At 69.3% G+C, this 26,455-nt stretch carries 26 protein-coding genes; 14 read left to right on the top strand and 12 right to left on the bottom strand.

What is annotated here, in order from left to right; translation table 11 throughout:
• A partial coding sequence (locus tag TX83_RS17175; protein WP_064749201.1) for an RICIN domain-containing protein occupies positions 1-942 on the top strand: 942 nt, incomplete at its 5' end.
• 300 nt (positions 943-1,242) lie between these two features.
• Here TX83_RS17175 and TX83_RS17170 read toward each other — a convergent pair.
• From TX83_RS17170 to TX83_RS17135, 8 genes are all read right to left on the bottom strand, one after another.
• Complete coding sequence (locus tag TX83_RS17170; RefSeq protein WP_064749200.1) at positions 1,243-1,899, bottom strand: DUF2894 domain-containing protein; 657 nt, start codon at positions 1,897-1,899, stop codon at positions 1,243-1,245.
• Positions 1,889-2,542, bottom strand: a complete 654-nt coding sequence (locus TX83_RS17165) for an OmpA family protein (protein WP_064749199.1) — start codon at positions 2,540-2,542, stop codon at positions 1,889-1,891. The genes TX83_RS17170 and TX83_RS17165 overlap by 11 nt, the downstream gene beginning before the upstream one ends.
• Entirely contained in the window at positions 2,539-4,923 is a 2,385-nt protein-coding gene (locus TX83_RS17160; protein ID WP_064749198.1) for a DUF802 domain-containing protein, read from the bottom strand. The genes TX83_RS17165 and TX83_RS17160 overlap by 4 nt, the downstream gene beginning before the upstream one ends.
• A 7-nt stretch (positions 4,924-4,930) precedes the next feature.
• The gene (locus TX83_RS17155) at positions 4,931-5,626 is read right to left on the bottom strand and encodes a DUF3348 domain-containing protein (RefSeq protein WP_222423785.1); all 696 of its coding nucleotides are present in this window, start codon (positions 5,624-5,626) and stop codon (positions 4,931-4,933) included.
• Positions 5,627-5,975: 349 nt separating this feature from the next.
• Entirely contained in the window at positions 5,976-6,608 is a 633-nt protein-coding gene (locus TX83_RS17150; RefSeq protein ID WP_064749196.1) for a hypothetical protein, read from the bottom strand.
• Positions 6,609-6,654: 46 nt separating this feature from the next.
• Positions 6,655-7,434, bottom strand: a complete 780-nt coding sequence (locus TX83_RS17145) for a DUF899 domain-containing protein (RefSeq protein WP_064749195.1) — start codon at positions 7,432-7,434, stop codon at positions 6,655-6,657.
• Positions 7,435-7,586: 152 nt separating this feature from the next.
• The gene (locus TX83_RS17140; protein ID WP_064749194.1) at positions 7,587-8,252 is read right to left on the bottom strand and encodes a glutaminyl-peptide cyclotransferase; all 666 of its coding nucleotides are present in this window, start codon (positions 8,250-8,252) and stop codon (positions 7,587-7,589) included.
• Between the two features lie 43 nt (positions 8,253-8,295).
• Positions 8,296-9,516 carry a hypothetical protein gene (locus TX83_RS17135; protein WP_064749193.1) on the bottom strand — a complete coding sequence of 407 codons (1,221 nt, stop codon included), beginning with the start codon at positions 9,514-9,516 and terminating at the stop codon, positions 8,296-8,298.
• 227 nt (positions 9,517-9,743) lie between these two features.
• On the opposite strand from TX83_RS17135, the gene TX83_RS17130 reads away from it, so the two are divergent.
• The 3 genes from TX83_RS17130 (at position 9,744) to TX83_RS17120 (ending at position 10,984) form a co-directional block, all read left to right on the top strand.
• A complete protein-coding gene (locus TX83_RS17130; RefSeq protein ID WP_064749192.1) occupies positions 9,744-10,196 on the top strand; it encodes a helix-turn-helix transcriptional regulator in 453 nt (150 codons plus the stop codon).
• A gap of 31 nt (positions 10,197-10,227) precedes the next feature.
• Entirely contained in the window at positions 10,228-10,638 is a 411-nt protein-coding gene (locus tag TX83_RS17125) for a VOC family protein (RefSeq protein WP_064749191.1), read from the top strand.
• Between the two features lie 121 nt (positions 10,639-10,759).
• Entirely contained in the window at positions 10,760-10,984 is a 225-nt protein-coding gene (locus TX83_RS17120; RefSeq protein ID WP_064749190.1) for a hypothetical protein, read from the top strand.
• A 4-nt stretch (positions 10,985-10,988) separates the two neighbouring features.
• Here the strand turns inward: TX83_RS17120 and gcvA are convergent, their stop codons facing one another.
• Positions 10,989-11,918 carry a transcriptional regulator GcvA gene (gcvA, locus tag TX83_RS23435; protein ID WP_075575222.1) on the bottom strand — a complete coding sequence of 310 codons (930 nt, stop codon included), beginning with the start codon at positions 11,916-11,918 and terminating at the stop codon, positions 10,989-10,991.
• Positions 11,919-12,059: 141 nt separating this feature from the next.
• Here gcvA and TX83_RS23430 point away from each other — a divergent pair, with 141 nt between their 5' ends.
• The 3 genes from TX83_RS23430 to TX83_RS17100 all read left to right on the top strand — a co-directional run bounded on the left by TX83_RS23430 (position 12,060) and on the right by TX83_RS17100 (position 15,566).
• On the top strand, positions 12,060-12,884 hold the full coding sequence (locus TX83_RS23430; RefSeq protein ID WP_064749188.1) for an MBL fold metallo-hydrolase: 825 nt from the start codon (positions 12,060-12,062) through the stop codon (positions 12,882-12,884).
• Entirely contained in the window at positions 12,881-13,735 is an 855-nt protein-coding gene (locus tag TX83_RS17105; protein ID WP_064749187.1) for an MBL fold metallo-hydrolase, read from the top strand. Before TX83_RS23430 ends, TX83_RS17105 begins: the two co-directional genes overlap by 4 nt.
• A 169-nt stretch (positions 13,736-13,904) precedes the next feature.
• A complete protein-coding gene (locus TX83_RS17100) occupies positions 13,905-15,566 on the top strand; it encodes a hypothetical protein (protein ID WP_064749186.1) in 1,662 nt (553 codons plus the stop codon).
• 187 nt (positions 15,567-15,753) lie between these two features.
• On the opposite strand, the gene TX83_RS17095 is transcribed toward TX83_RS17100, so the two are convergent.
• A complete protein-coding gene (locus TX83_RS17095; protein WP_064749185.1) occupies positions 15,754-17,304 on the bottom strand; it encodes a M4 family metallopeptidase in 1,551 nt (516 codons plus the stop codon).
• Positions 17,305-17,994: 690 nt separating this feature from the next.
• Here TX83_RS17095 and TX83_RS17090 point away from each other — a divergent pair.
• The 3 genes from TX83_RS17090 to TX83_RS17085 all read left to right on the top strand — a co-directional run bounded on the left by TX83_RS17090 (position 17,995) and on the right by TX83_RS17085 (position 19,556).
• Positions 17,995-18,360 carry a hypothetical protein gene (locus TX83_RS17090; RefSeq protein WP_064749184.1) on the top strand — a complete coding sequence of 122 codons (366 nt, stop codon included), beginning with the start codon at positions 17,995-17,997 and terminating at the stop codon, positions 18,358-18,360.
• The gene (locus TX83_RS22890; RefSeq protein ID WP_075575221.1) at positions 18,357-18,623 is read left to right on the top strand and encodes a hypothetical protein; all 267 of its coding nucleotides are present in this window, start codon (positions 18,357-18,359) and stop codon (positions 18,621-18,623) included. Before TX83_RS17090 ends, TX83_RS22890 begins: the two co-directional genes overlap by 4 nt.
• 492 nt (positions 18,624-19,115) lie before the next feature.
• Positions 19,116-19,556 carry a hypothetical protein gene (locus tag TX83_RS17085; protein WP_064749183.1) on the top strand — a complete coding sequence of 147 codons (441 nt, stop codon included), beginning with the start codon at positions 19,116-19,118 and terminating at the stop codon, positions 19,554-19,556.
• A gap of 4 nt (positions 19,557-19,560) precedes the next feature.
• Here the strand turns inward: TX83_RS17085 and TX83_RS17080 are convergent, their stop codons facing one another.
• The gene (locus TX83_RS17080; RefSeq protein WP_064749182.1) at positions 19,561-19,893 is read right to left on the bottom strand and encodes a cupin domain-containing protein; all 333 of its coding nucleotides are present in this window, start codon (positions 19,891-19,893) and stop codon (positions 19,561-19,563) included.
• Between the two features lie 456 nt (positions 19,894-20,349).
• Between TX83_RS17080 and TX83_RS17075 the strand changes: the two genes are divergently transcribed.
• From TX83_RS17075 to TX83_RS17060, 4 genes are read left to right on the top strand one after another with little or no spacing between them, the layout of a single operon-like run.
• A complete protein-coding gene (locus TX83_RS17075; RefSeq protein ID WP_064749181.1) occupies positions 20,350-21,675 on the top strand; it encodes a glycosyltransferase in 1,326 nt (441 codons plus the stop codon).
• A complete protein-coding gene (locus tag TX83_RS17070) occupies positions 21,672-23,009 on the top strand; it encodes a condensation domain-containing protein (RefSeq protein ID WP_064749180.1) in 1,338 nt (445 codons plus the stop codon). The genes TX83_RS17075 and TX83_RS17070 overlap by 4 nt, the downstream gene beginning before the upstream one ends.
• Positions 23,006-24,013 (top strand): glycosyltransferase family 2 protein, encoded by a 1,008-nt coding sequence (locus tag TX83_RS17065; protein ID WP_064749179.1) that lies wholly within the window; start codon positions 23,006-23,008, stop codon positions 24,011-24,013. The genes TX83_RS17070 and TX83_RS17065 overlap by 4 nt, the downstream gene beginning before the upstream one ends.
• Before the next feature lie 47 nt (positions 24,014-24,060).
• Positions 24,061-25,344 carry a condensation domain-containing protein gene (locus TX83_RS17060; RefSeq protein WP_186442628.1) on the top strand — a complete coding sequence of 428 codons (1,284 nt, stop codon included), beginning with the start codon at positions 24,061-24,063 and terminating at the stop codon, positions 25,342-25,344.
• Positions 25,345-25,388: 44 nt separating this feature from the next.
• Here the strand turns inward: TX83_RS17060 and TX83_RS17055 are convergent, their stop codons facing one another.
• The gene (locus tag TX83_RS17055; RefSeq protein ID WP_064749177.1) at positions 25,389-26,414 is read right to left on the bottom strand and encodes a carboxylesterase family protein; all 1,026 of its coding nucleotides are present in this window, start codon (positions 26,412-26,414) and stop codon (positions 25,389-25,391) included.
• Between the last annotated feature and the right edge of the window lie 41 nt (positions 26,415-26,455).

The raw sequence follows: 26,455 nt of genomic DNA, 5'->3' as shown, positions 1-26,455 counted from the left end.
TTCTTCTTCGTCAACGGCGGCGGCGGCTACATCGGCCTGCAGCCGGAACCCGCCAGCAACGGTCGCCAGCGCCTGCATGCCATTTTTTCCACTTTCGACGCAGGATCGACCGAAAACGATCCCAACTGTACCAGTGGCGCGGACGGCGATCCGGACGGAGTGAGCTGCGGCTTCAGTTTCTACGCAGAATACGGCCATCCATATGCGATGACCATTCAGATGACGGGTCCCAACACTTGGACCGGCACCGCGACAGATACCGTCACGGGCGTGGAAACCCATATCGGCACTTTCACCGAAGCGCCGGGACGGGGCAGGCTTGCCGGTAAAGGGGGCGGTTTCATCGAGCATTGGTACTCGACGGTTCCGTCCTGCCTTCAAATGCCGCGGATCGTAACGACCCTGGCCGGCCCGTTCACCACCGCAGCCGGCGGCCTGAGCGGAACCGTCCGCAATCCGAACGTCTCGGGCAGCACCTGCGCAACCAACGAAACCGGATACTCGGTCGCCCCCATCGGCAGCGGCCTGCGCATCGGCCGCGGCTGGATCAGCGAAACCGCGGTCCTCAAGGGCAAAGCCTCGGGCCGATGCGTCGACGTGCCGAATGCGAATGCCGTCGACGGCGCACGCCTGCAGATTTACGATTGCAACTTCGGAATTGCCCAGCAATTCCATATCAGCACAGCCAAAACCCTAATGGTGATGGGCAAGTGCGTCGATGTCGTCAACGGGTCCACCGCGCTCAAAGCGCCGGTGCAGATCCGTCAGTGCGACTCGTCTACGTCGCAGACTTGGGAGCTGCTCGGCAACGGATCGTTCCGCAACCCGAAGTCGGGCTATTGCCTGGACGTGGCCAACAACGGTCTGGCGAACGGCACCCAGTTGCAGCTCTACACCTGCAACGGCGGGCCATCGCAAACCTGGACTCGTCACGACTACTGATCCCATCAGCCTGCCGCCGCGGCGGCGGCAGGCTACGACCGTTGTTTTTTCCGACGCCGTTCGAAGAGGGTCCGCAGATGCGCTTCTGATCGGCGAAACGCGGCCGGCGCTCCGATCGCTCCTGTTTGACGCTGCAGCGACAGTCCCCTCGCAGGGCAGCAGACGTCTTGCCGTCGCGCGATACCGCGACGGACCAGCTACCGGGCGCAAGAACGGCACTGCCGGCCCACACCGAAGTCAAAGCGGCGCGGTTGGGCTACTGAGCGGAACCCGGCGCCGCGCAGCGAGCGCGCGCCGCGCTCACTCGCGGCGTTTGCGCGGCTTGTCGCGGACGCGCTTGCCGTTGCCGGGCGGGCGCGGCGCTTCTTCCGGCTCGATCACGCCGTCGGCATGCATGTGTTCGATCCAGGCCAGAGTGTCGACGTACGACAAGAACTGCTGCAGATACTCCGGCGAGGCCTCGCGCATCAACAACAGCGCGCGATGCACCAGTCGGCCGGAGTTGAGCGGTCCGGCGTTCTCCGGCGCCTGCTCCAACGACTGCCGCAACTGGCTTTCGGTGCGCAGCCCGGCCCACAGCCTGCGAAACCCGGCCAGCGCGCCCAACTCGGGGAACGCCGACGCCGACGCGCGGGCGCCGGCGCCGGCGCCGAGCGCGCGTTCGCGCGCGCCGGCCGCGTCGGTCATGCGCTGGGCGAGCGCCGCCAGCGACGCGTCGGCGGATGCGGGCGCGACGGCGGGCGCGGCGACGTCGGCGCGCGCCCGCAGCGCGGCGGCGAACTCTTCGGCCAGTCCGGACAGCCGCGCCTCCAGCAAGCGTCGCGCTTCGCCGTCGCGATTGCGCGCGTGCCGCGCCAAAGCCGCGATGCGATGGAAGCGCAAGGGCTGCACGCGATCGGCGCCCTGCGCCCGCCAGACGTCCAGCAGGCCGGCGATCTCGGCGACCTTATCGCGCACGGGTTGCCGCGCCGCGCTTGGAGGGCTTCGGCACCGGTGCGATTTCCACCCGGCGATTCCTGGCCCGTCCGGCCTCGTCGGCATTCGAGCCGACCGGTTGCTCGGCGCCGAACGCGGCCGCGAACAGCGACGACGACGGCACGCCCTCGGCGATCAGCGTCCGGGTCACGGTCAACGCGCGCTGCGCCGACAGTTCCCAGTTGTCGGCGAATTCGCGATTGCTTTCGCGCACCTGGCGATCGTCGGTGAAGCCGCTGACCATCAGGATCTCGTCGCGCGAACGCAGATAGCCGGCCAGCGGGCCGGCCAGGCTCTTGAGCAGTTCGCGCCCTTCCGGTTGCAGCTGATCGGAATTCAGCGCGAACAATACGTTGCCGCTGATGCCGATGCGGCCGTCGATCAGGGTGACCCGGCCCGCCGCCAGCGGTCCGGCCAGCGCCTGTTCCAGGGTCTGGCGACGCTGCGCCTCCTGCTGGCGGCGCTTGACCTCCTGATCCAGCCGGTCGGACAGCTGCAGCTGCATGCCGATCACGCCGACCAGGATCAGCACGAACACGCCCAGCAATACCGACATCAGATCGGCGTAAGCGGCCCAGACCGGCGCCGCGGTGCCGGCGTCGGCCTCGTCGAGTTCCACGCTCATGCCGCTTCGGCCCCGGCGCTGCGCTCGGCCAGCTGTTGCAGGTTCTCGATGATCTGCTTCTGCGACAACATGCTGAGGTCGATGACCTCGCGCGCCTGCGCCACGTAATAGCCCAACTGCTCGTCGCTGCGCGCCAGCGACTTCTCCAGCGCGTTCTCGACCCCTTGCAGGCGTTCGGCCAGTTGACCGTTGGATTCGCCGAACAATTGCACCGCCGCGCCGAAGGCTTCGCCGAGGCTGGCGATTTCGGCCGCGCCGGCCGATACCTGCGCAGCCATGCCGCCGAGCTTGCCGGTTTCGGCGTCGACCCGCTCGCTGAAGCGGCTGCCGACTTGCTCCAGGGCCTCGCTGGAGGCGGCCAGCAAGGCGTCCACGGCCGCGCGCTGCTCGGTCGACGCGTGGTTGACCGCATCGAGCAGGGTTTCCAGAGTCGCCAACAGACGATTGCGTTCTTCCAGCATCGCGGTGTCGCGGACCATGCTGTCGGACAGCTTCTGGCGCAATTCGGCGACCACGTCGGCCGCGGCCTTGGGCGCTTCGGCGGCGGCGTCGACCAAGCGCGAGATCTCGCCGATGGTGTCGCGGGCGTGGGCCTGGGCCTGGGCGGAGATCTGCTCGGCGGTGCGCGCCAGGGTGTCGCAGATCGCCTGCTGCCGGTCCGCGGCCTGCTCGCCGGCGTGCTCCCAGCGCTGGCTCAGATGGGCGGCCATGGTTTCGAAGGCCCCGGTCCAGGCGGCCAGGCGCTGCTCGTCGCGCGATTCCAGCACGGCCTGCAGTTCGGCATGCGACGCCTGCGCCTCGCGCACCAGTTCGGCCACGGCCTTGGGCGTCTGCGACGCCGCCTCGACCAGGCGCGACACTTCGGCCAGGGTGCCCTCGGCATGGGTACGGGCCTGGGCCGAGATCTCGTCCGCGGTCCGCGCCAGGGTGTCGCAGATGCGTTGCTGGCGCTCGGCGGCCTCCTCGCCGGCCTGCTGCCAACGCTGATCGAGCGCGGCGCGGAGGGTTTCGAAACGCTGCGACCAGTTGGCCAGGCGTTGCTCGTCGCTTGCCGCGAGGCTGGCTTGCAACCGCGCATGCGAATCGTCGGCGCCGCGCACCAGCGCCGCGGCCTGGGCCTGGAAGGCGGCCGTCGCCGCGCTCAGCGCTTCGCGGTTGCGCGCCGCCAGCTCCTCGTGCGCGGACGATTGACGCTGCAAGGCGTCGTTCCAGGCGTGCGCCGTGCGCTCGGTCTCGGCCTCCATGCGCGCCGAAACGGTTTCCAGCAGCCCGTTCGCGCCGCGCTCGAAGGTCGCGGCAACGCCGTCCAGCGTCTGGCGCAGATCGCGCACCAGCGTGTCGTTGGCGCGGCCCTGGTCGGCCAGGGCACCGCTCCAGATCCGGGTCACCGTATCGGCGGTGGCGGCGAAGCCCGCCGCCAGTCCGTCGGCCTGGCGTTGCACCGCCTGTTCGACCGAGGCGTGCAGCGCGCGGGTCTCGCCGGCGATCGCGTTCATGGTGGCGTCGACCATCGGCTGCAGCGCCGCGCTGCCGGCGCGCACGCTTTCGCCGATGCTGTCGCGCAACGACGCCTGCACCGAGGCGGCCAGACGCGTGTAAGCCGCTTCGGTCCGGTCGTGGAAGGCCTGTTGCGCCGCGGCCTGGCGCTCGTGCGCGGCCTGGCTGTGCTGCTCCAGCGCGGCCATCGCCGCCTGCAGCCGGTCGATCAGCGCCGGCATGGCGTCGGCCTGACGCTGCATCAGCTTGAACGCGTCCTCGCGCCGCTGCGCCTTCGAATAGCCGCGCAGTCCGGTAGCGATAGCGGCGTCCAGGCCCTGCACCGCCTGCGCGCGCTGGCGTCGGCACAGCGCCGACAGCAGGCCGAGCATGGCCGAGGCGGCGACGCCGGCGATCGAAGTGCCGAACGCGAAGCCCAGGCCGGCGACCGGCGCGGCGATCGAATCGCGTACCGCCTGCAGGTCGGCGGCGCTTTCCAGCGCCAGGCCGGTGCCGCGCAAGGTGACCATCATGCCCAGCAAGGTGCCGAGCATGCCCAGCAGCACCAACAGCCCGACCAGGTACGGCGTCAGCGCCGGCGCCGGCAACGCCACGCGCTCGCCTTCCACGCGCAGGCGCACGGCCTGGCGCAAGCCGGGATCCAGGCGCTCCAGCCATTCGCCCAGGGACGGGGGCGGCGCGGACAGGCCGTCGAGCGCACGCTGCAGCGACACCGTCGCCTCGCGGTAGCGGTACAGCTCGAACGCGCCGACGCAGTAACAGGCGCCGATCAGCAGCGCGACCGACAACGCCAGCGGATGATGGCCGACATAACCGGCGGCGACCCAGGCGATAGCGGCCAGACCGGCGAAAAAGATCGAAGAATGCAGCGGGTGCTTGAGCATGTTGTTTTTATGCGCGGGTGCGAAGGGCCGCGAGCAAACCCTCGGCCGGTTGAAGACGGACATCCAGTTCGGCGAGCAGCAATCCGCGCATGTCGCGGCGGAAGGCGTCCAGCCAGGTTTCGACGCGCGGCGCGGCGGCCGCATCGTCCTGCGCCGCCAGGCGCAGCCGTTCGAAGTGTTCGCCGAGCAGGGCCGGCGCCGAGCCCAGCAGAGCGCGCTCGCGCCGTGCCAGCGCGCGCTCCATCACCTGGTCCACGGCCGCCAGCCGCGCCATCTCCGGCGTGCCCAGGCTGAGCCGGTCGCGCAAGCGCTCGCGCAGGCGGCCGGCACCGGCTTCCATGGTCTGCTGCAAGGCCAGGTAACGCTGACGGAAGAATGAGTAATCGGCAGGCTCGTCGGCACGCGGCGGTGCCGCGTCGGGCGCGGCAAAGGCGCGATCGCCGACGATCGCCTGGCTCAGCGCGCTGCGGACTTTGGCGCACTCGGCCGCCTCGCTGTCGGCGCAGACGCGTTCGCCCGGTGCGGCGGCCAAGGGGGTCGCGTCGAGCGCGGTCGACAAGGTCAGCGAATGCGTCCAATCGACCCACTGGCTCAATCGGTCCGACAGCGGCTGGCTCGGCTGCGGAATATCGGCGTGGGTCAGGCGGGCGAGCAAGCGAATGAACGTCGGGCCACGGACCGTCGCCCGTCGTGAAGCTTCCATCAGTTACTGCAGGCTAAAAAAGGCGGTCATTTTACACGGCGCAGGCGACCGTTCGCTGTATGGCGGCCGGGTCGCACACTGCCAAACCCGGTCGATTCAGCGGATTCATATTGATTCGCCCGGCGTTGGGCCGGCCGGTAAATAGCCATAGGGGACCGTGCGCCCCGCCTCCGCCTGCAAGCAAAAATCACCGCCGGCCGGCCGCGATGCGGCTCGGGCGATGCCACGATAATCCTTCGCTGCGGCCGATAATGGGCAGGCACATATTCCAGGGCGCGGTCGCTGCGGCGGTGCGGATAATCCCGGCGGCATCCGCACCGGCGCGGCGGCCGGTCCGATGCCGATCGTCTCAACCCCGCACCGCCAGGCCCAGACCGACGATCGCCAACCCCGCCGTCCAGCCGTGCCGCGCGGCGGGCGTGCCGATCCGCTGCGACACGGCGGCGATCCCGCGGTCGAGGCCGGCGGCGACCGTCCCGGCGACGGCCAGCATCGCGGCCAGATGCACTCCGACCGCCAGCAGCGCCGTCGCCACGCCCCCCGCAACCGATGGGCCGGGCGCCACGCCGGTCGTGCACATCGGCGTCAACGCGGGCAGCAGCATCGTCCCGGTCCCCTGCCCGGTGGCGATCAGGCACGACCACAGCGCCAGACCGGCGTGCGCGCCGCACCGGCGGCGGTCGGTGCCGGCCGACGCGCGGCGCGCGACCGGCCCGGCGGGACCGGCCAGCCCGATATCGCGCAAGCCGCGATGGGCGGCGATCGCGATCAACAGGCCCGCTGCGCATCGACGGCTCAAGCCGGCGTCCAGGTACAGGCCGTGGGCGTAGGCGACGACGGCGAGCATCAGCGCAAGCGCATGCCCGACGGCCAAGGCCAGCAGCCCGCGCACCGCTACACGCTCCGGGCCGGGCCGGCGACCGGCCAACAGCAACCAGCCGTTGGCCGGACCGAGGCCGTGCATCGCGCCGGATGCGGCCATCAGCCACCAGGGCGACCATGCGTCCACACGTCGGCTCCGGCCGGGCTCAGTCGTGCGAGCCGCAGCAACCCGATGCCGCAAGGGACGCCGCATCCGCCGGGTAGCGATCGTGGTGGCGCACCCAGGCCATGGAGTACTCCAGGCCGTCCTCGTCGCGCCCCTTGGGGGTGAGGTCGAGCAACTGATAGGTGTGCATCATCACTTCCACGCCGCGGCCGTAGCGCGAATAGGTATGGAACACCGCACCCGACGGATCGCGGTGGAACACGCTGATGCCCGGCGCTTCCTCGTGCGGAAACGGTTGGCGCACGTAGTTGTAGTCCACCTGCCCGGCGGACAGGTCGTCGACGGCGAAGTTGACGCCGAAGTCGCGGTTGAAGGCGTTGCCGTAAGAGGAGACCCAGGCGAAGCGCCAGCCCATGCGGCGGCGGAAGCGTTCGATCTGCTCCAGCGGCGCGCGCGAGACCGCGACGAAGGCGACGTCGCGTTGCGCGAGATGGGCGATCGCGCCGTCGTTGTGATCGGCCATGTAGGAACAGCTCTTGCAGCCCTGCTCCCAACCGGGCGCGAACATGAAGTGCTGGACCAGCAATTGGCTGCGCGCGCCGAACAGTGCGCCCAGATTGCGGCGTCCCTGCGGAGTATCGAATACATAGTCCTGCTCGACCCGCCGCCACGGCAGGGCGCGGCGTTCGCGCGCGACCTGGTCGTGCAGACGGGTCAGCTCTTTTTCGCGCTCGAGCAGGCGGCGGCGCTCGGCCAGCCAGCGTTCGGCGGACACCACGGGATGTCCGGCCAGGCTCGATTCGGCGGTTGCTGCATTCATGGTGCGCTCCTCGGCCCGCGGGCCGTCGTGGGAAAGGGACCGATGCGGATCGGCGAACGCCGGACACGGCCTGCCGTTCCGGCGCGAAGGCCGGTGGCACGGGAGATGGGTGGCGCGCGGCGGCGACGCATCGTCCGTCGCCGTGCGCCCGGCTAGCCGGCGCGCGTTTTCGGCCGGCGCACCGCGCGCACCCGGCCGCTCGAACCGCCGCCGCAATAGAACAGTTCCGCGCCGTCGGATTCCAAGCCGCTGACGAAGGTGTCCGGTGGCATCGCGAGCCGCTCCAGCACCGCACCGCTGTCGGGATCGACATGGCGCAGCTCGCTGGCGTCGCCTTCCCAGGTGGCGTGCCAGAGATCGCCGTCGACCCAGGTCACGCCGGTGACGAACCGGTTGGACTCGATCGTGCGCAGCACCGCGCCGGTGGCCGGATCGATGCGATGGATCTTGCGCTCGCGGTACTGGCCGACCCACAGACTGCCTTCGGCCCAGGCCAGGCCCGAATCGCCGCCAGCGCCCGGCGCCGGGATCGAAGCCAGGACGTCGCCGGTGGCGGGATCGATCTTGTCGATGCGCGCCTCGGCGATCTGGTACAGGTAGGTGCCGTCGAACGCGGTGCCGGCATCGGCGGCGCGTTCGAGCCTGCGCTCGACCCGGTCGCTGGCGGGATCGAAGGCCAGCATCTGCGCCCCGGCGGCGGCCCAGACGCGGTGGCCGTCGTAGGTCACGCCGGCGATCTTGTCGGCGCCGTCGAACGGGCCGTATTCGCGCACGATCTGCGCCGGCAGCGGCTCCGGCGAATGGGCATTGCGGGACATGCTCCGACTCCGAGGGCGCTCGTCGCGGCGCCGTGAACCCAATCTACTCAGCCGGCAGCGCAGCGGGGAGTAACAAGATCGTCGTGAATCCCAGCAGCGGCGGCGCCAACCAGCGCTGCGCCCGGGCGCGGCCGACCGAGCGCACCCGGCCTTCGGTTTCCAGTTCCGCCAGGGCGCGCTGCACCGAGCGCTGGCTGGCGCCCAAGGCCTGCGCCAGTGCCGAGCTCGACCAGGCCGCGCCGTCGGCGAGCAAGGCCAGCAACGAGGCCGAGTCGCCGTCGATGGGCGGCGCCAGCACCGCCACCCTGCGCCCGGATCGCGGTCGCAGGACGAAACCGCCGGCGGTGGCCTCGATCCGCGCCGACGGCGCCAGCAGCGCGCGCAAGCGACCGATCTCGACCCGCAATCGCGAACGGTGGCTGTCGTCGGGATCGCGGGTGCGGAACACGCGCGCGATCAGCTCGCCGCGCTCGGCCGGTTCGGGCCAGGCTTCGGCCAGTGCGCGCAACAGGGCGAACAGCACCGGCCGGCGCGCCAGCGACCGCCAGCCATCGCCGGCCTGCCATCCGCGCCGGCAGGCGTCGACCACCAGCATGTCCGCGGCCAGCAAGGCTTCGACTTGGTCCAGGCGCAGCGGTTGCTCGTGGCCGGCGCGGATCAGCCGCGCCGCGATCCGATCCAGCGCGGCGCGCGCATCGGCCGCTTCGGCGAGCAGCGACGCCACGCCGGCGCGGCGCGCCGCTGTTTCGGCGCGGTCCAGCGCCGCGCGCGCGGACGCGGTGCGCAGCGCGCGCAGAGCCAGTTCGGCTTCGGCCAAGGCCGCCACTGCCGCCAGCGCCGGCGGCAACTCGGTACCGGCCAACGTCGCCAGGACCGCGGCGGCTTCGTCGACGCGGCCCAGCAACAGCGCACGACGCGCCGCGATCAGCTGCGCCTGCCAGGCGTTGGCGCGGTCGCCGCGCGCGGCCAACACCGCCGCGGCATCGGCCAGCGCGCGCGGCGAGCCGCCGAGGTCGCGCATCGCCAGCGCCGTTTCCGCCTCGGCGACCACGCAGCGCGCCCGCGCAATGGCCTCGCGCGCGCCGAACGCGCGCGCGGCGCGGCGCAGCAGCTCGCGCGCCCGCGGGTAGTCGCCGAGTTGGGCCATCGCGATGCCGCGCAAAGCCAGCGCCGGCGGATCCTCGCGCAGGGCCACGCGCTTGAGCGCGGCGAGCGCGTCGCCGACGGCCAAGGCGCGCCCGGCGGCGGCGATCAGCGAGTCCATCGCGACACGCTACGCCGGCGACGCGATGGCGTACAGAGACGATGCGACGGTCGCGCGAGCGACGGCTCCGGATGCCCGCGTCGGCCGGCACGGCGGTTTGCGGCTCGCCGCGAACACCGGCTCCCTCGGTCGGGCCAGGCTCGAACGAGCGCGGCGCCCTCGCCTGCATCGTTCCCGCCGCTGTGCGCGCTTGAGCCCTTCGTCCCTGCGTGGCAGGATCGCCCGCGATGAGCCCCCGCCCCACCGCAGCCGCCGCCACGGTGCACTTGCGCGATCTCGCGCGGCTGCGCCGCGTGCGCGATCGGATCGACCGCGAGTACGCGCTGCCGCTGGACGTGGAAGCCCTGGCCCGCGCCGCCGGCATGTCGGCCGGACACCTCAGCCGTCAGTTCAAGCTCGCCTACGGCGAATCGCCCTACGCTTATCTGATGACCCGCCGTATCGAGCGGGCCATGGCGCTGCTGCGCCTGGGCGAGCAAAGCGTGACCGACGTCTGCTTCGCGGTCGGCTGTTCCTCGCTCGGCACCTTCAGCACCCGCTTCGCCGAACTGGTCGGCATGCCGCCCAGCGTCTATCAGCGCCAGCATGCGGCGGCGACCGTCGGCCTGCCGCCCTGCGTGGCCAAGCAAGTGACGAGACCGATCAGGAATCGAGAAGCGCCGGTTGCCGAGCCGGCCTAGGATGACGGCTCACTCACCCGCCGAGACGGCCATGAACCTCAGCATCCACTCCAGTTTTCTCCCGCACAACGATCCGGAAGCCTCGCTGGCGTTCTACCGCGACACGCTCGGCTTCGAAGTGCGCAAGGACGTCGGCTACCAGGGCCTGCGCTGGATCACCGTCGGCCCCGGCGGCCAGCCGGCCACCTCGATCGTGCTGTATCCGCCCAACGCCAGCCCCGGCGTCACCGACGAAGAGCGCCGGGTCATCGCCGAGATGATGGCCAAGGGCACCTTCGCCATCCTGATGCTGGCCACGCCCGACCTCGACGGCGTGTTCGCCCGGCTGCAGAGCGGCGACGTGGAAATCGTGCAGGAGCCGACCGATCAGCCTTACGGCGTGCGCGACTGCGCGGTGCGCGACCCGGCCGGCAATCTGATCCGCATCCAGGCCCAGGGCTGATCCGGCGGCATCGCCGCCGGGACGTCACGCACCCGGCGGCGCCGCGCCCCTGCGCCAGCGCCGTTTCAGCCCCCCCGGCGTCGCGCCGGGGTCCCATCGGTCGTCCCGCTCAGGAGCGCTCATGAACGCGAATCAATGGATCCGGCAATTCCACCGTTGGACCTCGATCGTTTTCACCTTGACCGTCGTCGCCACCTTCATCGCCCTGGCCCAGGAGAAACCGATCGTCTGGATCTCCTACATCCCGCTGTTGCCGCTGGCGCTGCTGGTGCTGACCGGGCTGTACCTGTTCGCGCTGCCGTATCTCAACAAACGCCGCAGCGCGCGGCCCGGCGCAGGCGAATGAGGGATCAGGAGGCGTCGGCCGCGCCGTCCATCGCGGCGGCCTCCTCGCGCAACCAGCGACAGAACGCCTCGCCGGCCGGGTGCGCATCCGCGCCCGGCCGGCGCACGATCCAGAACGCATAAGCGTTGCCCAGCGACAGCGCGAACGGCCGCACCAGGCGTCCGCGCAGCAAATCTTCGGCGACCAGCGGCGCCAACCCCAGGGCGACGCCGTGACCGGCGACCGCGGCCTCTTGCGCCAGATAGATGCTGGCGAACAGCGGCCCGCGCCCGGCGTCGATCCGGCCGACGCCGGCCGCCTGCAGCCACGCGCGCCAATCGGGCACGCCGGCACGCCCGGCTGCGCCTTCGTCGTGCAACAGCGTGTGCCGGCGCAGATCCTGCGGCCGTTGCAGCGGCGCGGCGGCATCCTCGCACAGGGACGGCGCGCACACCGGAAACGCCGGCGCCTGCATCAGGGGTTCGACGCTGAGCCCGGGATACGCGCCGGCGCCGTACCGGATCGCCACGTCGATGCCGTCGCGGACGAAATCGGCGTGTTCGTTGCCGGTTTCGATGCGCAGCTTGAGTTCGGGATGCGCGCGGTGAAAACGGTGCAGGCGCGGCGCCAGCCATTTGGCCGCGAACGATTCCATCGTGCTCACCCGCAAGTCCGCCGCGGCCGGCGCGGCGACCCGGTCCAGGGCCAGGTCGAGCAGGCCGAACAATTCGCCCAGGGAGGCGGCCAGATTCGCGCCCTCGCCGGTCAGTTCGATCGAGCGGTGGCCGCGATGGAACAGCCTGACCCCGAGGTAGGCTTCCAGGCGCTTGACCTGATGGCTGACCGCGGCCGGGGTCACGAACAGCTGCGCCGCCGCGTCTTGGAAGCTGCGGCAGCGCGCCGCCGCCTCGAAGGCGCGCAAGGCGTTGAGCGGAACGGGATGGCGCGGCTTCACGATCGCCTCGGGCGCTGGACTCGTGCGCGGGAGCCGGCATCGTATCAAGTTAGTTTTTCTAATGTTGGCGCGAAAACATCTCGTTTGTCGCCGCCGCAGCGGCTGGCCACCATGGCCGCCTCGCCATCGCAGGCCCGGACCATGAAAGTCGAACCGCTGCACCCGGACGTGGTGATGTTCGTCGGCGACGAATACGAGTCGGTCGCCACCGCCTTCTTCGACGGCGACGACGCCCTGCTGGTCGACGCACTCGCCGGCGAAGAGGATGCGCGCCAACTGCGCGAGGTGTTGTGCGGGCAGTTGGGCAAGAACGTGCGAGCGGTGGTGTCCACTCATCGCATGAGCGACCACATGGCCGGCCTGACGCTGTTTCCGCAGGCCCTGAGCATCGCCCAGCGCCATCACCGGCACACGTTCTTGTCGCAGAACCGGCGCGTGGACGCGTACTACCGCGAACCCAAGCTGGTGTTCGACGGCGCCCTAAGCCTGCGCTGGGGCCGGCACGAACTGCATTTGCTGCACAACCCCGGCAAGACCCTGGACCACGTCAGCGTCGACGCGCCCGTCGCCGACCTGGTCTGCGTCGGCGACAACATCGTCGGCCGCATCGTCTACCTCTCCAAGGCCGATCCCGCGCAGTTGCGCGGCGCGATCGACCGGATCAAACAGCTCGGCCGCGGCACGGTGATCGGCGGGCATATGGGCCGATTCCCCGCGGCCGTGCTCGACCAAGCCCTGCACTATCTCGACCGCTTGCGCGAAACCGTGGTGCGGATACGCAGCCAAGCGCCGCCCGCGCTGACCGAGCGGCGCATCCGCGCGATCGCGATCGAGGACTGCGTTGCCGCGGGGGTGGAACCCACGCCGTTCGAGCGCGAATGGCACGGGCACAACCTGGACGTCGTCGTCGGCCAGTCGGTGTTCGCCCTCGACGCCGCGTTGGCTGCACGCGAGGCACGAGCATGAGCATCGACCGCGCCCCGTTCGCACACCGCTCGCACCGACGCCGCTTCCTGCTCGGCTGCGCCGGGCTCGCCGGTGCCGCACTCGTCGCCAGTCGCGCCGCGTTCGCCGCCGGCGAAGACCTGCGCATACAACGCCTGGCCTGGGCCGGCCTCCGCCTGCAACTGCCGGGCGCGGACCTGTTCGTCGATCCGCTGATCAATCCCGAAGAATGGGGCAAGGCGCTGGCCGACCCGCTGATCCCGGTCGAGGCCGGCGGCGATGCTTACGTCCTGGTCACTCACGCCCACGGCGATCATTTCGATGCCAAGGCCGTCGCGCAGGCCTTGCGCAACGACGGCGTGCTCGCACACCCGGCCGGAACCAACCCATTGCCGATCCCCGCCGGCGCGCGCACCCGACCGAGCACGCCGTGGGAGCCGCAATTGCTCGGCGACTTCACCGCCACCGCCGTGCCGGCTTCGGACGGCTACGGCGATCCGCAGGCCTCGTGGGTGATCTCGGCCGGTGGGCGGCGCATCTTCCACGGCGGCGACACCCTCTGGCACGGGCACTGGTGGCGCATCGGCCGTCAGTTCGGCCCTTTCGACGCGGCGTTCCTGCCGGTCAACGGCGCCCGCTTCGGCTGGCGCAAACCGGTCAGCGGCCAGCCCGGCGTGCTGACCCCGGAACAGGCGGTGGCCGCGGCGACCATCCTCGGCGCCAAACGCCTGGTGCCGATCCATTACGGCGTGTCGGGCATCGCCGAGTACATCGAAGTCGAGGACCCGATCGGCCGGTTGCGCGCCGCCGCGCGCGACAAACCGGTCGAGATCCGGGTACTCGCGCCCGGACAGTGGCTGGATTGGGGCTAAGCCCCCCTGGATCGGCGCAAGCCTACTGCAAAAGCGGCGCGTCTCGGCGGCCCTGACGTCGCTGGGGCGGGCGACCTGCCTGGCTGTCGCAGGACCGCACTCACGCGGCCCTCAAGCGGCCGTTCAGAACGGTATCGGCCCCCCGGTCCGCTACTCGTCGAGCGAAGCCGTGTCCTCGAGCTATCCGGCGCTGGATCGCGCCATCACTGACTCCCTTTCCGCGCTTCCGGCCGACGACGAGGCAACCAGGCAGCGCCTGACCGCGTTGAGGGAAAGCATCTACCGCATCGTCGCAGCGCCCCCCCACGACGGAACGCCCCAGCCGATCCTGGCCCAGCAACTGGAAGCCGCGGTTCAAGCGCGCCGGCTGGCCCGGTTCGAACTTGAAAACAACCCGGCGTCCCCGAGTCCACTCGGACGTTTTCGTCCGCCCAACCGCTTCGTCGTTCCGGCCGCCCAGATCGGCGACGACGACGCACTGCATGCGACCCTGGCAATGCTCGACTGCGCCAGCCGACTGTGCGCGAGCGAAGCAGGCCGGACGATGCACGAACCGTTCCAGGACGTGATCGCGGCGAGTCCGCCGATCGTTGCGCTGATTCGCGGATGCCTGCGCTCAGGCAAGCTTCTGGCCATCGCAGCGCGGCCCGTCGCGACGCCCGTCTTCGACTACCACGAAGACTCCGCAACGCTCGTCGTTGCGATCGGGACAACGGCCAAGGACGCAGCCGCCCATTCGGCGATCCGCGACCGCCTGGCCGCGGGACTGCTCTGCTGCACCCTGCCGTTGACCGCGCAGGGCAGGCAGACGGCGATGCGGAGAATCATGCTGACCCTCCGCCTGTCACCGAAGCTCCTCGGCGGGGTCGCAGGCGCCGTCGTACGCGGCACGCTGAAAACGCTCGGCGAGCTGCGCTCCCGTCCGGGCACGATCGCGCTGTATTCCCCGCAACTCGAAGCCATCCACCTGGACATCTCCGCCATCGCCAAGCACCGCAGCGGCTCCGGCGATGTTCCGCTCGAAACGCTGGTGCGAATCGCCCAAAACTTGGGGCATGAGGCCCAGCACGCCCTCAACATCTGCGTATACCGCCAGGCCCGCCAATCCTATTACGAGCGATACGCACAACATCCGACGCTGACGGCGGGCGCGCTGCCGGACTATACGGAGTGGGTCCATGCCTACCTCAGCCTGCATCGCTGGGACGAGGCCCACGCGGAAATAGCCGGCTGGAACGCGGGCATCGGTTTGGCGCAGCGGCAACTGCGCGACCGCGACAAAGCGCTGAATCTGTGCTACCGCTGCGCGCTTCCCCTGGCCCGACGATACTTCCAGCAGCCCGCGTCGGGCCCAGCCCCCATCGCGTCGGTCCCGCCCCCCAGAGAGGGGCTGCAATTCGACGCGAACTACCAGTTTGCCCCGCACAAGGACAACGTCGAGGCCATGGGCCGCTACTTCTACGACGAATCGGCCGCAGCGCCCGGCCGCTTGCCCTACTACCCCAACCTGTACGCCCATTACGCTCTATTCGAAGCGATCGACCACTGCCGCCGCGTGACGCGCACGAGCACGCCGCGCCTGCGCATAGACTTCAAGCGGCTGCGCCTGGACCCGCGGCGATGCGTCGTGGAAGAACCGACCTTGCCCAGCCAGGTCAACGAAGTCGAAATCGAAGACCGTAGCGGCCGCGACACGAAGCGTTGGCGGTTTTATCGGCACGGCGGCGACGTCGTCGTGGAGGAAATCCGGCAGGAACAGATAGACCTGGCGCAGATATTCGGCGTCGATTTTGCGCGTCAGAAGCGAAAGCGCTCGTCCGACCGGGACTGATCGACCCGGGTCGTCGCGTCCGCCACGCGTCGATCGGGCCGCGGACACGACGAGCCCCCGGCCGAAACCGGGAGCCCGTCGCCGAAGCGACTCCTTGATCCGTTGCCGTCGGGCCCGCCCGACACCGCGCCCGGACGGACGACGTGAACGGCCGCGGCACGGCCGTCGCGGGATCGGCGCGGCGGACTTACTGCGCGGTCACGCCGACCTGGGCGAAGGCATCGATCACGTCGGCGGTGCTATAGCCCAGATCGCTGGCGGCCTGGCGCACGCCGACGCCGCCCTGGTTGAAGGTCGTGCTCGGGGTCCAGTAGTCCTTGTTGGCCTTGGCGAAGGCCTTGAACGCCTTGACCGTGCCCCAGTTCGGCTTGTTCGCCAGCAGATAGAACGCCTTGTTGAACACGCCCGAGGAGTAGTGCACGTCCAGGCCGGCGCGGTAGTCGCGGGCGTGGCCGATCGAGCGGCCGTCCTGCGGCGGGTTGGCGAAGTAGCGCAAGGCGCGGCCGCTGGCCTTGAAGATGTCGGCGCCGACCAGGAAGTCGTTGCGGCCGCGGTGGTAGAACTCGGCCGCCTCGCCGGCGATGTCGGAGAACGACTCGTTGATGCCGCCGGACTGGCCGGAATAGATCAGGCCCGACTGCTGCTCGGTGAAACCGTGCGAAGCCTCGTGCGCGACCACGTCGAGCGAGACCAGCGGATGGAAGGTGGTGCGGCCGTCGCCGAAGGTCAGGGTGCGGCCGTCCCAAAAGGCGTTCTCGTAGTTGTTGCTGTAGTGCACGCGCAGGTTGAGCTGGAAGTTCAGCGGCGACACCCCGACATAGGCTTGGTAGGTGTCGAACACCACCTTGCCGAAGAAATGGGCGTCGTTGAGCGGCGAGTAGGCGCCGTTGATCGGCTTCACCGTGTTGCGCGGGCCGGTGTAGGAGTACGCGGTCGATCCGCTGGTGCCGTGGTTGAGATTGATGGTTTTGACGTTCGGCGTGTTGAAAGTGTAGGTGCTGCCGCTGCGGGTGACGTCAATGAAGCGGCGGCCGCCGCTGCCGTACTCGTACTGGCCGATCTTCTGGTTGCCGCCGGGACCGGTGCCGATCTCGGCATGGTTCAGCCCCTCCCACTGCTTGAGCACCTGGCCGCTGACGGCGTCGACGATCGCGAACGGCCGGGTCGGCTCGCCGCCCTTGGGGGCGTCGGCGAAGAAGTCCACCGCATACGCCAGATGGGCGCGGTCGGCATCGTCGAGGTAGATCACCTTGCGGCTGTTCTGCTGGCCGACGCGCAACGACGCCGCCCGCTTGCCCAAGGTCGCGCTCTTCGCCAGGCCCAGGGCCTGAGCGCCGTCGAGCTTGGCCTGCACGCTGGGCAGGTCGGCGGCGACGCCTGAGACCGAGCGGCCGAACAGCGCGCGCACGTTGCCTTGGGCGTCCTCGCGCACGATCACGTGCTCGCCGAACACCGGAATGCCGCGATAGCTCTGTTGATAGCGATAGTTGCGCGAGCCGTCGGCGTCCTGGCTGCTATTGAGCTCGGCCAGGCTGGATTGAGCGTCGAGCGCGATCAGTTCGGCGTGGCGCACCGGCGCCTTGGCGATGGCGCCGGCTTTGGCCGTGGCGGCCTGGTACTGGCGGTTGAGTTTGGCCACGTCGACGCTGTGCAGGTCGATGCGTTGCGCGGCGCCGGCGCCGCCGGCGGCGAGGACCAGGGAGACGGCGAAGCTGAGGACCGATACGTTGCGGTTCATTGGAATACCCCGAAGGTCGACGATGGAGGGACGGCCGCGGGCGCGGCCGCGGTGCGGCGTTCCGCTTCGGCTCCGGGCAGTGCGCACGCGCGTCGGAACATCCGATCTCCGGCGGGATTACGCGACTGCCGCGGACGACCACTGCGGCGGAATCGACGCTAGGGGGCGAGCGAAAAACGAAGCAAACCCGATTGCCGCGATCACGTCGCGGATGAGACGGCGATTTTCCCGATCCCCGGGGGCATAGGACGAAATTCCTTGGCCGTCCGACACTTCGGAATTTCCCTTGTTTTCGCACCGAAAAACACGCGCGCCGCTGGCGACCCAGATCTATGTTGCAGCGCAACATGATCCGGGCGCGACGCTTGCGCCGATTCCGTTCGATCGGCACGACTGCGACGTGATCGAGTGGGTAATTCGAGTCGGCCGAAGATCGGCGGCGTCGGCGGCAAGATCCGCTCCCAGCCAAGGTTCATCGCGTCGCCGATCCGTCAACCCAACTTCGTGACCGACGTTGCCGCGCGACTGCGATATATTCGAACACTAATCGAAATCGGCGGCCGCCATAACGTTTCGTCATGGCAGGGGCATAAGCACCGCTACCGTTCGACGGCGGTCCCGACCGATGCGCCGCACACTCACCCGATCGCCGCTTGATCGGCTCACCGCAATCGCCGATATCCGTTCCCAATGAAACACCCCGACGAGAAGACTCTGCTAAGCCACGTCCTCGCCGAGTTGGATGGTAAGGCCAAGCACCCCAGCCGGTCCGCGCACGTCCTGACTACGCTCTCCCTTTGGCTGCTGACGTTCTCGGTCGCCATGCTCTACTTCCGCTACGGACAGTCCGCGCACTGGACCGACGCCCTACTGGCGGCAGTCGGCGTCTGGCTCACTCACGACCAGTACCGCAACACCTCGCGCCGGCAATGGCCGCAACTGGCGCCATACATCGATCGTGCCAAGCTGGAGCAGCGCTTGCGGCGGCTCGATATGCCGGAGACGGAAGGCCCGGCCCCGACTCGCCCCTCACCCGACGACAAGACGCCGCCATGACCCGAAAACGACTGCAAGCCATCCTCGTCGCGCTGTTTTCAGCCGGCTGGCTGATCCCGCTCGCGTTGGGGGTCGATATCTGGCTAAACTTCTGGCAACTCGAAGCTTGGCCGTTGTTGTCCGGCGTCCCACGCGGTAATTCCTTTCCCTTCATCGACGCGGCCAAGGACTGCCTGCGCTGGGCCTTGCTCTGGCTCGGCGCCGTGATCGCATTCTGGTCCTATCGAGCTTTTACAGCGACTGCGCGGACTGGCGCCCCATGAAGCCGGCGCCGGCTCGGCCGCGGGCCAGGCCGCTCATTACGCATGCCCAAGGGCTCGCCCCGATCGCAGCGCTGTCAGCCGCGCTATCGTGCGCGGCGACGCCCAGCCTGCCTGCATGTCCAACCTCGCTAGCCCCGACGTCTACCCTCGCACCATAGCTGCCGGCCCGACTGCATAACGAATTCGAAGGCGTCGCCAGCGTCGTCCTGACGGTGCAGCCCTCTGGTCGGGTTGGCACGATTCGGATCCTCGCAACGCAGTGGAAGCCGACAGGCCGTGCCTCTGGCCGACCGGTCGGCTATGGGGATGCGATACGCGCGGCCGTATCCCAATGGCGCTATCGACCACGGCGACAGGCTTGCGTTCACAAGACGCGGATCGATTTGCGCCACGACGTAGCGCGCTGACGGGGCCGTGCTGCAGGCAATCTGCGCTCCGCCGCGCATCAAAACGCACACATCCACCCAAGTCCCGGCACCCGCCGCATCGAACATGACCGAACCCGAGTTTTTCGACATACCCAGCCACAGCCGGTTTCTGGATGGCTACCTGGATGCCGTAGGCCGCTCGCTGACGACCGGCGTCGAATCCGTCCAGATCTGGCTTGCGCCGGATCCCTACGTGGACTCGGCCGCGGATGCCGGCGAGGAATGGACCGAAGTCCGCAGTTGGAGCGCCGAGTTCGGCGCCTTCGTGGAAGGATTCCTGCGGATCGACCAACGCTCCAGTCTGGGCTTCTATCTGATCGATTACCTGTGTTGGTACCGGGAGTTCACCGAAGCTGCGCTCTGCTTCCGCAGCAGCATCGGCACGGCCATATACGACATTACGTATCGGATCGAATGGCCCGATGGAACGCGGGTGCTGCTGATGGCCAGGCGGTCGCTCCTCGATCACGCGAACTGCGGGCCGACCCCGGCCCAGGCCCGCTGAGCCGCTAGTCCGCCGCTGCGTCAGCAGCCGACGGATGCAGATGCACCGCCAGCCACAACGCCCCCTGCGAGACCCGCCGTACGATGTGCGGCGTCCCGGCGGGCAGGAACAAGTGATCGCCGGACCGCAGCTCGAAGGATTCTCCGGCCACCTCCAGCGTCGCCTCGCCCTGCAGCAGCGCCACCCATTCGTCCTGGGGCTGCACGTACTCCACCGGTTCGATCGCCGCCGAGCTGAGAATTCGCTCCACCACCAGATTGCGGTGACTGAGCAGAGGCTCGAAGCGCTCGCCCGCGGCGGGCGCTTGCGATCCGTCGAACAAGTTCCCGATCTTCATCTCTTCCGCTCCCGTCGCACCGCCCGTCATTGCATTCGGTCTAACCGCAACAGGCGAATTCCGCTATCGCGCAGCAGCGCATTTTCTTCGAATCCGGGCATTTTGCCGGATTTTTCCGAAACGGATAACGCGGTCACAGCGTGCGATCGGGGACAGGAAGCTGGCGGCGAACTGTGATGCCGCCAAAGGAAAACTTCCGTGGCGCAGCATTAGATTCCATCCATACCGGTCGTCATGCCCACCCGATTCGCCAGGCGCACCGCCCGGTGCGCGAAGCGCGCGGAGCCGACGCCCGGTCGATCCGTTGCAGCGAAACCCACGCTGGCCGAACGGCCGCCGCCGCGGGTCCGCAGCGAGTGCGGGCCGACGCCCGTTGCGCCTGGCGCAGCGGGACACGCTGCCGGCGGGACGCTCGGACATGCGACATCCACCGCCAGAAGAGGCTGCGATTCACCCATGAGCACGCGGGCGCCGATCGCCATCTTCACCATCGGGACGCAAGGCGACATCCGTCCGTTGGTCGCATTGGGCCAGGGCCTGCGCAGCGCCGGCTATCCGGTGCGCATCGTCACCAGCGGCCACTTCTCCGAACTGGTACGCGGCGCGGGCCTGGAGCACTACCCGCTGGCCAGCGACTTCCACGCCATGCTTCACGCCGACCGCAGCATCGCCGACCGCGGCCTGAACATGCGCGAGATGGCGCGCGTGTTCCGCCGCCAGTACGCGCAATGGGCGCGCAGCTGGGTCGCCGAAGGGCGGGCCGCCATCGAAGGCGCCGGCCTGCTGATGGGCGTCGGCAACAGCACGCTGCTGGCCAAGTCGCTGGCCGAGGCTCACGGGATTCCATTCGTCGCGGCGCAACTGCAACCACTGACGCCATCGCGGCTGATGCCGCCGGTGGTGCTGGCCGGCAAGAAGCGGAATCTGCCGCCGCTGCTCAACGTCGCCAGTTACCACGTGCTGCGCCACCTGGTCTGGCACGTGATGAAGCCGGCCCTCAACGATATCGTGCGGCCGCAACTCGGGCTGAAGAAGTATCCCTGGTACGGGCCCTACTACAAGAACGCCGGCACCCGCGTCGTGTACGGCTTCAGTCGCCATGTGGTGCCGCGGCCGGCCGACTGGCCGCAGAACGTCCAGATCGCCGGCTACTGGTTCCTCGACGAGGCCCAATGGCAGCCTTCCGATGCCTTGCGCGCGTTCCTCGCTGCCGGCCCGAAACCGGTCTACATCGGCTTCGGCAGCATGGTCTCCAGCGACGCGACCGGATTCACCGCGACCGTGATCGAGGCCGTGCGCAAGAGCGGACGGCGCGCGCTGCTGGCGACCGGCTGGGGCGGACTGGACCATCCCGACGGCGCCCTGGACGAGCAGATATTCTTCATACGCCAGGCCCCGCACGACCGCCTGTTCCCCTTGATGTCGGCCGCCGTCCACCACGGCGGCGCCGGCACCGCCGCAGCGGCGGCGCGGGCCGGCATCCCGTCCGTCATCGTGCCGTTCTACGGCGATCAGCCGTTCTGGGCGCACTCGCTCAACCGCATCGGCGCCGGGCCCGCCGCGCTGGACCGCACTCAACTCAGCGCCGAGGCGCTGGCCGACGCGTTGGAACAGGCGCACACGCCGTCGATGCAGCAGGCCGCCGCCGACCTGGGCCGGCGCATCCGCGCCGAAGACGGCGTCGCCGAAGCGATCCGCCATCTGCGCGGCTGGGGCCTGTTGGAGCAGGCGCCGGAGGAACGCGGCAACGCGTCGCTGCAATGGCTGGGACAGAGCGCATGACCGGCGTCGTCGCCGTGGCCACTGCCGCCCTCGGCGCGACCCTGAAGCGCCCGCTGAGTTTGTTCGAACGCGGCATGTACCTGGACGGCCAGGTGCCGGTCGCCATCGTGATCCCCGCGCGCATCGAAGGCAGGATCGCCGAAGCGCGCCTGCGCCAGGCCCTGGCCCGCCTCCAGCAAAAGCATCCGGTGCTGCGCAGCGTGGTGGTCGCGATCGACGGGCGGCCCTGGTTCGAAGAGCGGCACCCGGCGCCGCCGATCCCGCTGCGTATCGTCGAGCGCGACGACGACCGGCGCTGGGAACGCGAAAGCGAGCGCGAACGCGGCCAATTGTTCGATGCCGGGTGCGAACCGCTGATCCGCGCCACCCTGGTGCGGGGCGCGGAACTCAGCGAACTGTTGCTGACCTGCCACCACTGCGTCTGCGACGGCGTGTCGGTACTGACCCTGTTGCGCGAATTGTTGCTGCTGTGCGACGACCCGGAGCGCGACATCGGCCGCCACGAGGCCATGCCGGAGGTCGACGCGCTGCTGCCGGAAGCCGTGCTCGGCGACGGCGCGATCCGGCGGCGGCTGCGCTGGAAGACCGCCTTGTTCAAGCTGTGGGTGCGCACGCGCCGGATCGGCCCCGCGGTCGGCTACGGCACGGTCTATACCCTCCGCTGGCAGCTACCGACGGACGACTACCGGGCCTTGGCGCAGCGCTGCCGGCAGGAGCGGGTGACGGTGTTCAACATCGTCGGCCTGGCCTTGATGCTGAGCTTCCGCGACACCCTCGGCAAAGGCGCGATCGAACAATTCTCCCTGCCGGTCGATGTGCGCCGGTTTCTGCCCAAGCTCGGCGCCGACGCCCTGTTCGCGATGGCGCCGACCATTCAGTTGTCGCCGGCGATCGTGAAGAGCTTCGGCGGCGACGAAGGCGAGTACTGGACCGTGGCCCGCGGCATGCGCAAGGACATCGACGCCAAGATCGGCGAGCTCGGCCCGCAGGTGCACGAGAACCTGCTCGGCATGGAGCGGGTGCACCCGCTGTTCGACCGGCTGATCGCCTATTCGCGTTCGCGCCGCAGCGGTCGCGGCGTGACCCTGTCCTACCTCGGCAAGCTCGACCTGGCACGCGAGTACGGCGATTTCCGGCTCAAGGCGGTGCTCAGCCCTACGGCCGCACTCGCGCCGACGCCGGCCAACCTGGTCACTATCGTCGGCGACGAAGAAGCGCTCGATTTCGCCCTGACGTCGGACGATCAGTCGCTGCCCCGCGCCCAGGCCGACGCCATCCGCGACCTGACTCTGCAACGGCTGCGCATGCTGGCGCGGCAAGGCAGCCCATCATGAGCGAGCTCCAGCACGAGTCCGCGGCGCTTGCGCGCACCGCGCCGCAGACCCCCTCCCCGATCCCGGACGAGGGCGCCGACGAAGCCGTCGCGTTCGGCCTGATCTTCGTGCTCTACCAGCCCACCGCCGAATTCCTGCACAACCTCGACAAGGCGCGGGCGCAATGCCGGCATGTGGTCGCGGTGGACAATTCTCCGCAGATCGACCCGCAACTGCACGAGGCGCTGCAGCGCGGCGGCACCACGGTGATCGCCAACCACAACCGCGGCGGCCTGGCCGGCGCCTACAATCGCGGCACCGAAGCGCTGCTGGCGCGAGGCTGCGAGATCGTGTTCCTGCTCGACCAGGACTCGGACATCGCCGACGGGTTTTTCGCCGACATGCTGCGCGCCTGCGCCGAGACCGGCAGCCCCACCTTCCTGGTCGGGCCGAAGATCTACGAAATCAACCTCGGCAAGTGCATGCCCTCGATCCCGCCGGGCCGGCGATTCCCCAAGCCGCGGCGCATCGACGACGAGCCACGCGGCCTGTTTCCGTCGCTGTTCGTGATCTCGTCCGGCTCGGCGTTCTCGGCCGAGACTTTCCGCCGGCTGGGCGCGTTCCGCGAAGACTACTTCATCGAGTACATCGATATCGAGTACGGCCTGCGCGCGTCCGACCATGGCATTCCCGTGTACATGAACGCCGGCGTGACCATGCGCCAGACCACCGGCGCGATCAAGCGTCACGGCAAGATGTTCACCACCCATCACGTCGCCTGGCGCCGCTACTACGGCGCCCGCAACGCGGTGCATGCGCTGGGCCTGTACCGGCGCAAGTGGGCGCTGCATTGGCTGCCGGGTTTGTTGGCCGTGCACCAATCGGTCTGCGTGCTGCTGTTCGAGCCGCGAAAGCTGGCCAAGGTCGCGGCGATCTGGTGCGGCTATGTCGACGGCCTGTTGGGACGCCTGGGCACGTTCGAAAGCCGTCACCCGCGCATCCACGCCTATTGCACCCGGCGCTGAGCCGCCGGATCGCAGTTCCACCCGCGAGGACGACGATGAAGCGCAAGATGTCCACGATCGAACGCATGATCGACGGCAACGTCGTGTTCGCGCTCAGCCTGGCCGGCGAGTTGGACGAGCCGCGATTGCGCGCCGCGCTCGATCGCGTCCAGGGCAAGCACCCGGCGCTGCGCATGCTGATCCGCGAGCAAGCCGGCGAACTGCTGTACGAGATGGACTGCGCGCCGCCGGTGCCGATCCGCATCGTCGAAGGCGCCGACCACGACACCCTGGCCCGCGAGTGGCGGCACGAGGCCTACACGCCCTTCGTCCACGACCTGCCGCAGCTGCGCCTGACCTGGCTGCGCTCGGACGAGGAGCACGAACTGCTGGTCGCAGCGACCCACCGCATCTGCGACGGCATGAGCCAGCTGACCATCGTGCGCGAGTTGCTCGACGGCCTGCATTCCGAGCAGGCGCTGGTGCCTTACCAGGCCATCGCTCCGGCCGACGTGATCGGCGACTTCGACGACGGCAAGCGCTGGAAGCGCCGTGCCGCCGCCTGGCTGGTCAATGCCGTGTTCGCCCTGCTTCCGCCGACGCGGCGTCCGGTGGACAAGCACGAGATCCACATCCATTGGAGTCTCGGCACGGAGTTCACCGAGGGACTGCGCCAGCGCTGCAAGGCCGAAAGCGTGTCGCTGCACACCGCGCTGTTGCTGGCGCTGAGCCAGGCCCAGCAGGCCACCTTGCAGCGCAAGATGCCGGACTGGATCGAAAGCCCGATCGACGCCCGCCGCGAACGCCTGTCCATGCTCAAGAGCGACATGCTGTTTTTCGGCGGCGGCAGCTTCAAAGTGCCGGCGCGGCAGAGCGTCGCTCCGGATTTCTGGACCGCCGCGCGCGAACTCAACCGGACCATCCTGGCCCAGGTCGCTCAGGGCATCGACGACATCCCGGGCAAGTATCAGTTCTGCGAGATGATCCGCCCGCCCTCGGCGGCCAAGATCCGCTCCCTGGTCCGCCTCGGCGATGCGATCAGCCGCAACCGCAACTGGAACCTGTTCTCCTTCTCCAATCTCGGCAACATCCGGTTGCTGCAGGCCGATTCGCCGCTGCGCGTGCGCCGGCTGCGGATCTACGTGCATTCCTTCGCCAGCCGTGTGCTCGGGGTGATCGCTTACACCTTGAACGACGAACTGAACTTCATCTACACCGGCGACGACCAATGCCTGAGCCGCGCCGAAGCCGACGCCTTGCGCGTGGCGTTCATGGCCGAACTCGCGGCCTGCCTCAGCCGGACCGATGCGGTCCTGCCGGCCGCGACCACGCTGGATGCCGAAGTCGCCTGAGCCGGCCGTCGCCTCGGCGACGGCCGAGGCTTGCGGCGGCGCGGTCAGGGACGCTCGCCGCCGGAAGCGGACGGGCGCAGATGCCTCTTGAAGAAATCGACATAGCCGGCGAATGCGGCGCCCGGATCGCCCTGGTAGCGCGAATCGGCATCGTAGGTGCAGCGCGCGCTATTGCCGAATGCCTGTGCGTAGGTCGTGCACAGCGCCGGCCCGAAGTCCGGATAGTGGATCGGGTCGCGCTGGCTGATCTGCTCCAGGGTCAGCAGCCGCCCGACCTCGGGACTGTCGTAGATCAACCGCAGCGGCGGGTCCGGTTTCTGGCCGGCGCTGACGCTGGCGATGGCGCTGCCGAACTGGGCGTGCTTGGGATGCTGGCGGTTGAACGCGGCCACGAATTTCGCCCGGTCGGCAGGCACGATGAAGCGCTCGGCGAACTCCGCGCCGGAGTAGGTCGTCTGCGCGTTCACCGCATAGACCGCGTTGACGCGGGTGGACTGCCGCGCGACCGGGTCGGTGCTGTCCGGGTCGCGCAAGTCGTCCTGCAGCGCCGTCCACACCGCCAGGGTGCCGCGCGACTGTCCGACCAGGAACACGTTGCGCTTGTCGATGTTCAGCGCCTCGGCGTTGGCGCGGATGAATTGCAGTGCGTAGGCCAGGTCGTAGTGCGGCACGCGCGGGTCGACATCGCTGTTCGCCAGCGCCTCGTTGGTCACCGGGTGGCGGAATTCGACCGAGGCGAACGAGAATCCGGCCCGCAGCGCCGGGGCCACCAGCGCCTGATGCATCGGCGAGTTTGCCGGCAAGGCCTTGCTCATGCCGTTCGGATGCGCCCAGACGATCAGCGGGGTCGGCGTCGTGGCCGGCGCCCGATAGAAGTCGAACTGTTGCTGCAACTCGCGTCCGCCCAGGGTCGGCTCCGACCAGGTTCGATCTGCGTAGCACAGGTCCGGCCCCTGTGCGCCCATCGGCAGCGGCGTCGGCGTGCACGCGCCGGCGGGCGCAGCGAACAAGACCAGCGCCGCGGCGGCGCACAGCAGGCCGATGCGCAGGCGGCAACGCGCCGCAGGCATGGCTTCATCCTTTCCGAGCATCGTCGTTGAACTCCTGGTTG

The sequence above is a fragment of the Lysobacter antibioticus HS124 genome, assembly GCF_000336385.2.
In the GTDB taxonomy this organism is placed as follows: Bacteria; Pseudomonadota; Gammaproteobacteria; order Xanthomonadales; family Xanthomonadaceae; genus Lysobacter; species Lysobacter firmicutimachus.
The sequence above is the reverse complement of the archived record's forward strand: the minus strand, read 5'-3'. Positions and strand labels throughout refer to the sequence as shown.